Consider the following 11,909-nt stretch of genomic DNA (forward strand, 5'->3'; position numbering starts at 1 on the left):
GGGCATGGGAGGCATGGTGATCTCCGGCTCGGCTTTCGGCGGCGCCCTGCTTTCCACCCTGCTGGTGTTCGGCCTGGCCCATGGTACCGGCAGCTGGACCCCCTCGCGGCTGCTGTTGACCGGCGTCGTGGTGGCCGCCGGCTGGGGGGCGGTCATTACCCTCATGCTGGCGGTCAGTCCCGCCGAACGGCTGCCGGGAATGCTCTATTGGCTGATGGGCGATCTCTCCTATGCGCGGACGCCTGGCCGCCATTGGCGCTGCTGATGGCGGTCTGCCTGCTGGTGATACCGCTAGGGCGAAGCCTAAACGTGCTGGCGCGCGGGCCGCTGCAGGCCGCGGCGCTGGGGGTGGCGGTCCGCCCGCTGGAGTGGTTGATCTACATTGCGGCCAGCCTGCTCACCGCCATGGCGGTAACCACCGCAGGCAGCATCGGCTTCGTCGGCCTGGTGGTGCCGCACATGCTGCGCCTGGTGCTGGGCAACGACCAGCGCCTGATCCTGCCGGCCTGTGCCCTGGCCGGCGGTACCCTGCTGGTGCTGGCGGATACCCTGGCGCGCACCATGATTGCGCCGGAACAGCTGCCGGTGGGAGTGATCACCGCACTGCTTGGCGTACCCACCTTTCTCTACCTGCTCTACCGGAGCCGCTGATGAGCCGTCTCGAGGCGAGAAAACTGGTCATCGACGTGCCGGAGCGTGCCGACGGGCAGCCGCTGGATTTCTGCCTCGAGCCGGGCCAGGTCTGGGGGGTGCTTGGCCCCAACGGGGCCGGCAAGACGACCCTGTTGCACACCCTGGCCGGCCTGCGCGCGGCACGCACCGGCCAGGTGCTGCTCGATGACAGGCCACTCACCGCACTGGGCCGCCGCGAGATCGCCCAGTCGCTGGGACTGGTGTTCCAGGATAGCCAGGATGGCTTTCCCGCTACGGTGCGTGAAACCGCCCTGATCGGCCGTCACCCCTTCCTGTCGCCATGGCAGATGGAGGGAGGGGAGGACCTGCGCCTGGCCGAGGCGGCCCTGGCCCGTCTGGACGTGGCCCACCTGGCCGACCGGCTGGTGAACACCCTCTCCGGGGGCGAGCGCCAGCGCCTGGCCATTGCCACGGTACTGACCCAGGGGCCGAAGATATGGCTTGCCGATGAGCCCACCAACCACCTGGACCTGCACCACCAGACCGCAGTCATGGCATTGCTGGCCGAACAGGCCGCTGCAGGACATGCGGTAATGATGTGTCTCCACGACCTCAACCTGGCGGCACGCTGGTGCGACCATCTGCTGCTGCTCTATCCCGGCGGTGAGGCCTGCTGGGGCCCGCGCGAGACCATGCTGGTGCCGAGTGCCCTGGAGAGGCTCTATGGCCAGCGCCTGGCCACCGCCGAGATCGATGGTTCCCCCGTTTTCGTTCCTGCGAGGTGATATGACAACCACAACCATTCGCGGCGAGTGCCACGCCGCCCTGATCACCGCCCCGGGCTCCGGCCAGGGCAAGTCCATGGTCACCGCGGCGCTGGCACGGCTGCACCGCAATGCGGGCCGAAAGGTCCGTGTCTTCAAGCACGGCCCGGATTATCTCGACCCCATGGTGCAGGAGGTGGCCTCTGGCCAGCCGGTCTATCAGTTGCATCCCTGGATGACCGGCGAGGCCGAGTGTCGCTGGCGACTGGCCGAGGCCGCCGCCGATGCGGATCTCATTCTTGTCGAGGGCTCCATGGGGCTCTTCGACGGCGACCCTTCCAGCGCCGACCTGGCGATACTGGCCGGGCTGCCGGCGCTGCCGGTGATCGATGCCTGGGGCATGGCCCAGACCTTCGGAGCCGTGGCCCAGGGACTGGCCAACTATCATCCCGGCCTGTCCATTCACGAGGTGATCGCCAATCGGGTCGGCAGCCCCGGCCATGGCAGGCTGCTGGCGGAGAGCATGCCCGAGGGTCTCTCGCTGCTTGGCGCCATTCCGCGCCACGAGGCGATGGCGATCCCCGACCGTCATCTTGGCCTCGTGCAGGCCACCGAGCTGGCAGGGCTGGACCGACAGCTGGATGCCGCCGCAGAGGTGCTGCAGGAAGCCGGGCTCGATCGGCTGCCTGCGAAAATCATTCTCGAGGCCGAAGCCCCCGAGCCGCCGGCGCGCCTGCTCGATGGCGTGCAGATCGCCGTGGCCCGGGACGACGCCTTCGCCTTTCTCTACCGTGCCAACCTCGATCTGCTCGAGGCCATGGGGGCCAGGCTGAACTTCTTTTCGCCCCTGGCCGATGCCGCGCTGCCGGTCTGCGACGCGCTATGGCTGCCCGGTGGCTATCCGGAGCTTCACGCCGGGCGACTGACAGCCAATGTGCCGATGCTGGCCGCGATTCGCGCCCATCGGGAGGCGGGCAAGCCGATCCTCGCCGAGTGCGGCGGGCTGATGGCATGCATGGAGTCGCTGGTCGATGGCGAAGGGCGCGAGCATGGCATGCTGGGGCTGTTGCCCGGTACTGCGCGGATGGCCGGCAAGCTCACGGCCCTGGGCCTGCAGAGCTTGTCGACCCGGGCCGGGGAGCTGCGGGGCCATACCTACCACCATTCGCTGCTGGAAACGCCTCTCGCCCCTGCCGCCCATGCCCGGCGCCTGGCCGGCAGTCCCGCCGAGCCGGTCTATGTCGATGGCACGCTGGTCGCCAGCTATTTCCATGGCTATTTCCCTTCGGCGCCGGAATTGGCCGCCGCTATTTTTCGCGGTCAGCCGCTGCGCTTCATTCAGGATTGAGGAGAACGCCCATGCGCGAGAATGCCAAGGATCCCCAGCGCCATGCCCAGCGCATGGCCGCCAAGCAGAAGATCATGCAGGAACGCATCGAACGTGCCCAGAAGGAGCAGGGTGTGCTGCTGGTGCTCACCGGTTCCGGCAAGGGCAAGAGCAGTTCGGGCTTCGGCATGCTGGCCCGTGCACTCGGCCACGACATGACGGTGGGCGTGGTGCAGTTCATCAAGGGGCGGAAGGAAACCGGCGAGGAAGCCTTCTTCCGCCGCCAGCCGGGCGTGGATTATCACGTCATGGGCGAAGGGTTTACCTGGGACACCCAGGACCGCGAGCGGGACATTCGTGCCGCCGAGGCCGCCTGGGAAGTTGCTCGCGAAATGCTCGGCGATCCCGGCTACGACCTGGTGCTGCTCGACGAACTCAATATTGCCCTGCGCCATGAATACCTCTCACTGGATCGCGTGCTCGACGACCTTCAGGCGCGGCCGGAAATGCAGCATGCCGTGGTCACCGGCCGCTACGCCCCCCAGGAACTGATCGAGCTGGCCGACACCGTTACCGAGATGAAGGTGGTCAAGCACGCCTTCAAGGAGCAGGGGATCAAGGCCCAAAAAGGGTTGGAGCTTTAAGGCCGTGCCGACATTGATGATCCAGGGCACCACCTCGGATGCCGGCAAGAGCACGGTGGTGGCGGGGCTGTGCCGGATGCTGGCCAGGCGGGGCGTGTCGGTGGCGCCGTTCAAGCCGCAGAACATGGCGCTCAACAGCGCGGTGACCGTGGATGGCGGCGAGATTGGCCGCTCCACGGCGCTGCAGGCGCTGGCTGCGGGTGTGGCGCCCCACAGTGACATGAATCCGGTGCTGCTCAAGCCCCAGAGCGACCGGGGCGCCCAGGTGATCCTGAGGGGGCAGGTCTACGGCAACATGGCGGCGCTGGACTACCACGCCTTCAAGGCCGAGGCGAAGCGGTCCGTCATGGCGGCTGGAGGGTGCTGTCGGGCCGCCATGACGTGATCATCGCCGAGGGGGCCGGCAGCCCGGCGGAGATCAACCTGCGCGCCAACGACATTGCCAACATGGGCTTCGCCGAGGCGGCGGACTGCCCGGTGCTGCTGGTCGGGGACATCGACCGGGGCGGTGTCTTCGCCCAGCTCGTCGGCACACTGGAGCTTCTCAGCGAGAGCGAGCGCTCACGTACCCGTGGCTTCATCATCAACCGTTTTCGCGGCGATATCGCACTGCTGGAACCGGGGCTCGACTGGCTCACCGAACGCACCGGTCGGCCGGTACTCGGTACGTTGCCCTACCTGCAGGGGCTGATGCTGGACGCCGAGGATAGCCTCGTAGGCAGCAGCAACGGTTCCGATAAGGGAGAAGATGCGTTCAGGATCGTGGTGCCGGCCTTGCCGCGCATCAGCAACCACACCGACTTCGAAGCGCTGGCGCTGCATCCGGGCGTGGAGGTTCGCTTCGTCGGGCCCGACCGCCCCATTCCACCGGCCGACCTGATCCTGCTTCCCGGCAGCAAGGCCACCCGCGCCGATCTCGACTGGCTGCTGCGCCAGGGGTGGGACACGGCCATTCGGCGCCACCTGCGTTACGGCGGCAGGGTGCTGGGACTATGCGGCGGGTTCCAGATGCTGGGGTCCGCCATTCACGATCCCGAGGGTCTGGAAGGAAGTGCCGGCAGCAGTGCAGGGCTCGGCCTGCTGGCAATGGAGACCCGACTGGTATCGGGCAAGCAGCTGCGCAATGTGTCCGGGGAGCTGCTGCTGGGTGATCGGCCAGCTTTCAGCGGCTATGAGATCCATAACGGGGTCAGCACCGGGACCGCCCTGGAGCGCCCGCTGCTGATGTGCCGGCGCGGGCAGGGCGAGCCAGTGGCGGATGGCGCCATCAGCGAGGATGGCCAGGTCATGGGGACCTATGTGCATGGCGTCTTCGATCGGCCTCACGCCTGCAATGCACTGCTTCACGCCCTGGGCATGGCACACTCCGGCGGCGCCGTGGATCGAGGCGCCTGTCGGGAACGCGGCCTGGACCGGCTGGCCGATGCCATGGAAGCCCACCTTGATACAGCCTGGCTGGATTCACTCCTCGATCGCTGATCGATACCCCTGTTACGCCCTCATCCTTTCGTAGAACAAGGTCTCATGGCGCGCCTGCTTCATGCCCCTCGTCGAGTTTTCCTGGACTCGACTGGCATGATTGACGTTGACGTAAACGGCATCGAATTGGTAGGCATCGTGTCGACAATATTGCGGAAATATCCCGGTTTCTCATGGTGTTTGGCTGATGAGGTTCGTATGTAATCATTTTGTGTAGACAATGTTACGAATTTCTCTTCGGCCAAGGTCGTATGTTCTTGCCGGCAGCGGCCGCGTAAAACCGCCGGGACCATGCCAACAACAACAACGTCGACACAGGATTGCTGATGAACAAACAGAACCGCTGAGGTACCAACGTGCTGCTCAAACGCGAATATGGCCAGGAACATCCCTACTGGCCGCTGGGACCCTTCAAGGTCCGCCTGCCCTTCATCCACTTCAAGTGGGCGATACCCGAAACCATCCAGGCCATGGTGATGTTCGTCATCTCCCTGGGCATGATTCCGCTGCTGGAGCAGTATCTCGGCGTCCCCTATGAGGTGGGGCTGGCCTTCGTGGTGGTGTGCGGTATTGGCTTCATGCTGCCACCGCTGTTGGGGGTGCCCTTCATCGCCGGCTGGATCACGCCGGCGATTCCGGTGGTCCTGCTGTTCATCGGCGACTTCGAGCCGGGGCCCGAGGCGATTCGCGCCATGGTGGCACTGCAGCTGATGGTGACGGCGATCTTCCTGTTCATGGCCGTGACCCGGTTGGGCACCAAGCTGGTCAACAACGTGCCGGCCTCGATCAAGGCGGGGATCCTGCTGGGCGCCGGTATCGCAGCGATCAGCGGCGAGATCGTCGAGGGCGGACGGCTCTATAACACCCCGATTTCACTGGGTATCGGTGGCCTGATCACGCTCTACGTCCTCTTTTCGCTTTCCTTCCGCGACTTGGCCGAGAAGTATCGCTGGGCGCGCAATATCGTGGCTTTCGGCATGGTGCCGGGCATGTTGATTACCATGGCGATCGGCTGGGGTGTCGGTGAATACTCGATGCCGACCGTTGAGTGGGGCATTGCCTTGCCCGACTTCGCGGGGATCTGGGCCTACCTGCCGTTCTCCATCGGTGCACCGGGTATCGAACTGATGGTGGCGGCCATCCCCACCGCGATCATTGCCTATATCATCGCCTTCGGCGATATCGTGGTGGGTCAGACGCTGCTCAAGCGCGTCGACCACCTGCGCCCGGACGAGAAGATCGAGGTCAATATCGACCGCGTACACCTGATCACCGGGCTGCGCAATCTCATGCACTCGCTGCTGGCACCCTATCCGGGCCTGGCCGGACCGCTGTTCACCGGCGGCATGGCGACGGTCACCGAGCGCTACCGCTACGGGCGGAAGACCATGGATACCATTTACTCCGGCACCGGCGTGTTCTGGATCGTCGGCTTCTTCGCCCTGTTCCTGTTGCCCCTGGTGACCTTCTTCCGCCCGGTCCTGCCGATCGCGCTCTCCATCACGCTGCTGATTACCGGCTACCTGTGTATTGCCGTGGCGGTGGAGCAGATCAAGAATGCCACGGCCATGGGCGTAGCGGGGATCATGGGCGTGGTGCTGGCGACCCATGGGGCGGCCTGGGGGCTGGGTATCGGCCTGATCCTCTACTTCCTGATCGAGCACCGTGCCCGTGGCGCCCGAGAGGCGGAAGAGCAGGAACCGATCAATGTCGAGGATGACATGGTGGTCGAGCCTGACGACACGGCCGATCCAGAGCCTGCTGCGCGCTAGCGCCTGGCCTTGAGGCGGTAATGCCACCCTCCTACGGGCCGACACCCAGAGTGTCGGCCCGCTTGGTTTGCGGATGAGGGAAATCAGTCCGGTGTGATAGGCAACTTTCGCTTGTGCTCGGTATTTCGGTAGGTCGTAACGATGGTGTTATAAGCCTGTCGGGAGACTTCCCTATTCTCAAGAAAAGCGTCAATCTCCTCGTAGGTTACGCCCAAGGCTACCTCATCCAGTTTCTGTGGCGCTAGCGATTCAAGATCGGCGGTTGGCGCCTTGTTAACCAGTGAACCTGGAGCGCCCAGATGCTGACCGAGCAGACGGACCTGTCCCTTCGTGAGACCGGTCAGGGGGGCGACGTCGCAGGCACCATCGCCGTACTTGGTAAAGAAACCCATCAGTGCTTCTGCACCCTGATCGGTGCCGACCACCAGGCCACCGCGCGCGCCGGCAACGGCATATTGAGCGATCATGCGTTGTCTGGCCTTGATATTCCCCAGCACGAAGTCCCGCTGGTGGACATCCTCGAACAGCATGCCGCCGCTCTCCAGTGACTTCAGCAGGGCATCGCTTGCGCCCTGAATATTCACGTCGAGCACCTCGTCAGGCCGAATGAAGTCCAGCGCTCTATCGGCATCCTCGGCGTCCTTCTGTTCGCCGTAGGGCAGACGCATGGCAAGGAACCTGGCCTGCTCCCCTTTCTCGCGCTGTTTCGCAACGGCAAGCTGCGCCAGGCGACCCGCCACCGTTGAGTCGACGCCGCCGCTGATGCCCAGCACGAGTGATGACTGGCCGCTTTCCTGCATGATCCTGCACAGGAAGTCGCGGCGTCGTTCTATTTCATGCTGGGCGTCGATTTCCGATCGAGCCTGCAGTTGTGCCACGACGGCGCGCTGAACTGCCTGGCGCGAGCGATTCTCTTCCTCAGCTTTCGTCATGTCCTCAAGGCATTGCCGATGGTAATGCGGCAGGCGTTCCAGCGCATGGTGGGCCGCGGCCAGTCGCACTTCATTGCGTTCGCCTTCGAAGCGCCGGGTCTCGCAGTAATAGTGATGATTGCCGTCCTGGCGGAAGGCCCAGGCGAAGCATACGGTGCCAATGGGCGTATCGTCATCACCGGGGTTGGGGCCGGCGATGCCGGTATTGGCCAGGGCCACGTCGGCATCGTTGTTGTTGAGCGCGCCGGCGGCCATCTCGGTGGCCACGGCTTTGCTGGTCAAACCGTGGGAATCGATAGTGTCGAACCTGACGCCGAGGTAGCGGTTCTTCGACTGGGGGGAGTAGACGCCAAGGCCGCAGTCGATGCTCTGGCCGCTGCCGGGTACCCGTGCCAGCTCCGAGACGATTAGCCCGGCGGTACAGGACTCGGCGGTGGCGAGCTTGAGCTCGTTGTCGATCAGATAATCCGTAATGCGATTAAGCAGTTCCATTGCGCCATCTCCTGTGTGCCGACTGGCCTGGATGTCAGGTCCACTCTAACCCTAGGCCATTAGCCTCCTGGATCGCGAGTCGAAAAGGAGAGGCTGGGGGCAACAGCGTTGCCAGTTGGCACCTGTTGCAGCAGCTGTCTCAGCATTGGCAGCTCAGCCTGTTTGCCTAGCCGGCTGCCGGGGGCAAGGCTGGAGGCGGTGCAATACCGGCGAAGCAGCCCGGATCGTCGCTGATGGCGCTGTCGACTCCCCAGAGCCAGTGGCGGGCGAAGGCAGCCGGGTCATTTGGGGTATAGCAGAGCAGCCGGTAGCCGGCATCCTTGATCTCCCGGGCGCGCTGGGCCGTAAGTCGCGTCCAGTCGGTATGCACGCTGATGGCATCGAGCGTCTCGCAGCGAGGCTGCCATTTCTGGGGGATGCTCTCGGTGAGCACGCCGATGGGCAGGCGTGATGCGTCGGCCAGGGACCTGGCATGGTGCAGGGCGGCCATGTCGAAGGAAGAGAGGATGATGCGCTCCGGGGGGATTGCATCGAGCAAGCGCGGTATCACGGCGTCGGCCAGTTCGGTACCACTGCGGTTGCGACCGACCTTGAGCTCGAGATTGACGCCCATGTCCAGGCTTGCCAGCAGGTCGAGCATGTTGGCAAGCGTGGCCATGCGCTCGCCGCGAAAGGCGTCGCTGAACCAGGCGCCGACGTCGAGCCCGCGTGCCTCGGCCAGCCTGAGCCGCGAGAGCCGGCCATGGCCATCCGAGCAGCGCTTCAGGGTAGGGTCGTGCCAGATCACCGGGGTGCCGTCACCGAGCAGCTGGACGTCAAGCTCCACCCAGTGGCAGCCGATATCGTAGGCGGCACGGACGGCTGCCAGGGTGTTCTCGGGCGCGTGGGCGGAAAGTCCCCGATGGGCGATCAAGCGGGGGAGGGCGATGTCGGGGTGTGGCGGCATTCAGTGACTCCGTGAGCGGCCTGGGCAGTCTAGTGGCAACAGGTGACAGAATAGCGGCTCTGGACGCCGGTGGCACGGGCGGAGGCGCGCCGGACTATGCTAGGCTTGCGGGCTTTGAACGATGCAGTGAGGCATGGCATGAAGGTGATGACCCCCGAGCGTGACGAACAGCGCGACGCCTGGCTTGCCAGGCTGTGTGCCGATATCTATGGCCGAGAAGCAGGGTTGACGCCCCTGGTTACCTTCTCGGGCGCTCGACAGGTGCTCTTCGCCCACGAAGCCGCTCGTCTCTGGGGGCTGGTCGATGATCAGGAGCGCCCCGGCGCATTGGCGCTGCTGGTGCTCGACGAGTCGGGGGCCGGCATGGTGCTGGGGTTGAGTGCCTCGCCCAGCGGCGATCGCGAGAGTGAGCGGCGGCTGATTCGGGAACTTGCGCTCAAGGCGCCGCTGCGGGTAGAGGCCGGTGACCGGGAAGCCGAAGCCTTCTACCGGCGCTGTGGTATCTCGCGCTGGTTCGCCGCCCCTGGCGGACGGCGCATCGGGCTGGCCCAGGGACATCCGGCCCAGGCTATCAGCGAACTGGAGCCGGCTCTGGACTTCGATGAAGCGGCGATTCTGCGCCGCTTCAAGCATGATCCCCGCTTCTTCGAGCAGGAAAAGGGCCGCTTCGTCGCCGCCCTGGCGGCGTTTCCCGGCTGAACCTGGCCAGTGCCCAGCGCCAAACCGCCTCCGCCACCCTTGACCGCTGCCTGATTCAGCGTTTGGATGGGGCTCTATTCGATAGCGGCACTCTCCACTCACTGAACAAGGAATATGACGCCATGGCCAAGCGTATCCAGTTTTCTCGTACCGGAGGGCCGGAGGTTCTCGAACTGCAGGAGGTGACTCCTGCTGAGCCGGCGCCCGGTGAGGCTCGCATCAAGAATCACGCCATTGGCCTCAACTTCATCGATATCTATTTCCGTACCGGATTGTACCCGGCGCCATCGCTGCCGTCCGGCCTGGGTACCGAAGGGGCCGGCGTGGTCGACGCCGTGGGTGAGGGCGTGACGCACCTCAAGGCGGGGGACCGTGTCGCCTATGCCCAGGGCCCGCTGGGAGCCTATGCCGACTATCATGTGCTGCCTGCCGACAAGGTGGTGGTGCTGCCTGAGGGCGTCGATGTGGAAACCGCTGCCGCCTGCATGCTCAAGGGTCTGACGGTTCAGTACCTGCTGCGCCAGACCTGCCCCCTCAAGGGCGGTGAGACGATCCTGTGGCACGCCGCGGCCGGCGGCGTTGGCTCCATTGCCTGCCAGTGGGCGAAGGCACTGGGTGTGAAGTTGATCGGCACCGTGAGTTCGCCGGAAAAGGCCGCCCTCGCCGAGAAGAACGGCGCCTGGGCGACCATCGACTACACCAGGGAAGACGTTGTCGAGCGGGTACGCGAGCTGACCGATGGCGAGATGGTGGATGTGGTCTACGACTCGGTGGGCAAGGACACCTGGGAGATCTCGCTCGATTGCCTCAAGCCGCGTTCGCTGATGGTCAGCTTCGGCAACGCCTCGGGCGCTGTCGAGGGCGTCAACATCGGGATCCTCAACCAGAAGGCTCGCTCTTCGTGACTCGCCCCAGTCTCAATGGCTATGCCGACACCCGTGAGCGCCTGGAGATGATGGCCGATGAGCTGTTTGACATGCTGAAGAGCGGCCAGATCACGATCGATATCGGTCAGACATACTCATTGGCCGAGGCGGGCAAGGCTCAGGATGACCTGGCAAGTCGCAGAACCACCGGTTCCACTATCCTGTTGCCCTGATCGCACCGCCCGCAACCCTTTCTGATTCGCCCCACGCCGCCGGTTCCTGCTCCAGGGCCGGCGTCGGTTTGTGTGGGCTATTCATTGCTGACGTAGGCGCCCATCTCACGCATTCGCGATTCGAAGCTCGCCACGTTATCGACCAATCCGTCGGGGCCGAAGGCCACGCACTCGGCGAGGAGCACTTCGATCAGGGTGATGGCGGAAAGGATCGAAGGGAAGAAGTGCGGCGTGGCATTGGCCACCGTGAAGGTGATGGCGGCGCCTGGCACCAGGGGGGAGCGTAGCGTGTCGGTCACCACGATGGGACGGACACCATTGGCCCGGGCGATATCGAGGGCGCGCATGGTTTCACCGCAGTAGGGCTCGAAGCCGAAGGCCACCACCAGGTCCTTTTCGCCGAAGGGTGCCAGCTCGGTCAATAGCCCGCCTTCCTGTCCGCGTATGAGCTGGATGTTGGGCATAGCGATACGACCCACGTAGGCGAAGTGGTAGGCGCAGGCGAAGGTGTCCCGAAACCCCACCACGGCGATCTTCTCGGCGCTGAGCAGCATCCTGGCCGCATCGCGTACCCGGGCCTGGGTATCGGCGGTAAAGAGCCGACCGATGTTGTCGAAGGCCGCGTCGCCGACATCGAGGAAGACCTGGTCATCGGTCTGGCTGGCGAGGTTGCGCAGATTGCTGGCCCGCCCGGAAAGCTCCACCGGGCTTGCTTGCACCGCCGACTGGAATACCTCGCGAAACTGCTCGTAGCTATCGAATCCCAGTCGCTTGGCCAGGCGCACCAGCGTCGAGGCCGTGACCCGAGCCGCCGCCGCCGACTTGCGGATCGACTGGAAGGCGATTTCCACCGGATGTTCCAGCACATAGCCGGCGGCAAGTTTCAGCTGTGGGCTGAGCTCCGGATAGACAGCGGCCAGCTGCTGATTCACGGCATCCAGGCTCGATGGTGGCCTGGGCACCTTATCCTGCGTTTCAACGTTCTGCGATTCGTGTTCCAGCACGTCGGTCTCCTGCAAGGGGCGTGTTACCCAGTGGCACGGTGCGGGCGGCCGAAAGCCGTAGGTCGCATTGTACCCCATGGTTCACGTCAAGGAATGAAACATTCGTATCTCATTTGGT

Annotated in this window: 8 protein-coding genes and 3 pseudogenes; 8 read left to right on the forward strand and 3 right to left on the reverse strand. The window is 64.7% G+C overall.

All coding sequences use genetic code 11. The features are described 5' to 3' along the window. From Q427_RS06960 to Q427_RS06985, 6 genes and pseudogenes are all read left to right on the forward strand, one after another. Positions 1 to 651, forward strand: a pseudogene (locus Q427_RS06960) (FecCD family ABC transporter permease); the annotation flags it as partial. Next, positions 651 to 1,418 (forward strand): ABC transporter ATP-binding protein, encoded by a 768-nt coding sequence (locus Q427_RS06965; RefSeq protein WP_043512322.1) that lies wholly within the window; start codon positions 651 to 653, stop codon positions 1,416 to 1,418. The pseudogene Q427_RS06960 and the gene Q427_RS06965, both read left to right, overlap by 1 nt. Position 1,419: 1 nt before the next feature. After that, positions 1,420 to 2,745 carry a cobyrinate a,c-diamide synthase gene (locus Q427_RS06970; protein ID WP_043512325.1) on the forward strand — a complete coding sequence of 442 codons (1,326 nt, stop codon included), beginning with the start codon at positions 1,420 to 1,422 and terminating at the stop codon, positions 2,743 to 2,745. Positions 2,746 to 2,756: 11 nt separating this feature from the next. Beyond that, entirely contained in the window at positions 2,757 to 3,368 is a 612-nt protein-coding gene (gene cobO, locus Q427_RS06975; RefSeq protein WP_043512329.1) for a cob(I)yrinic acid a,c-diamide adenosyltransferase, read from the forward strand. Positions 3,369 to 3,372: 4 nt separating this feature from the next. After that, positions 3,373 to 4,847: pseudogene (locus Q427_RS06980) on the forward strand (cobyric acid synthase). 356 nt (positions 4,848 to 5,203) lie between these two features. After that, positions 5,204 to 6,619 (forward strand): hypothetical protein, encoded by a 1,416-nt coding sequence (locus tag Q427_RS06985; protein ID WP_043512331.1) that lies wholly within the window; start codon positions 5,204 to 5,206, stop codon positions 6,617 to 6,619. Between the two features lie 83 nt (positions 6,620 to 6,702). Here the strand turns inward: Q427_RS06985 and nadE are convergent, their stop codons facing one another. Then, complete coding sequence (gene nadE, locus Q427_RS36075) at positions 6,703 to 8,043, reverse strand: ammonia-dependent NAD(+) synthetase (protein WP_081785869.1); 1,341 nt, start codon at positions 8,041 to 8,043, stop codon at positions 6,703 to 6,705. A gap of 166 nt (positions 8,044 to 8,209) precedes the next feature. Then, the gene (locus tag Q427_RS06995) at positions 8,210 to 8,989 is read right to left on the reverse strand and encodes a glycerophosphoryl diester phosphodiesterase (protein WP_043512334.1); all 780 of its coding nucleotides are present in this window, start codon (positions 8,987 to 8,989) and stop codon (positions 8,210 to 8,212) included. 138 nt (positions 8,990 to 9,127) lie between these two features. On the opposite strand from Q427_RS06995, the gene Q427_RS07000 reads away from it, so the two are divergent. Next, entirely contained in the window at positions 9,128 to 9,688 is a 561-nt protein-coding gene (locus Q427_RS07000) for a hypothetical protein (protein WP_043512336.1), read from the forward strand. 122 nt (positions 9,689 to 9,810) lie between these two features. Further along, a pseudogene (locus Q427_RS07005) lies at positions 9,811 to 10,787 on the forward strand (quinone oxidoreductase family protein). Positions 10,788 to 10,864: 77 nt separating this feature from the next. Here the strand turns inward: Q427_RS07005 and Q427_RS07010 are convergent. Further along, entirely contained in the window at positions 10,865 to 11,791 is a 927-nt protein-coding gene (locus tag Q427_RS07010; protein ID WP_043512338.1) for a MurR/RpiR family transcriptional regulator, read from the reverse strand. Between the last annotated feature and the right edge of the window lie 118 nt (positions 11,792 to 11,909).

It is taken from the genome of Halomonas sp. BC04, assembly GCF_000568385.1.

Excerpts from the sequence above, each read along its gene's own strand:
- Q427_RS06965 (WP_043512322.1), top strand. The coding sequence starts at position 651 with ATGAGCCGTCTCGAGGCGAGAAAACTGGTCATCGACGTGCCGGAGCGT.
- Q427_RS06970 (WP_043512325.1), top strand. The coding sequence starts at position 1,420 with ATGACAACCACAACCATTCGCGGCGAGTGCCACGCCGCCCTGATCACC.
- cobO (WP_043512329.1), top strand. The coding sequence starts at position 2,757 with ATGCGCGAGAATGCCAAGGATCCCCAGCGCCATGCCCAGCGCATGGCC.
- nadE (WP_081785869.1), bottom strand. The coding sequence starts at position 8,043 with ATGGAACTGCTTAATCGCATTACGGATTATCTGATCGACAACGAGCTC.
- Q427_RS06995 (WP_043512334.1), bottom strand. The coding sequence starts at position 8,989 with ATGCCGCCACACCCCGACATCGCCCTCCCCCGCTTGATCGCCCATCGG.
- Q427_RS07000 (WP_043512336.1), top strand. The coding sequence starts at position 9,128 with ATGAAGGTGATGACCCCCGAGCGTGACGAACAGCGCGACGCCTGGCTT.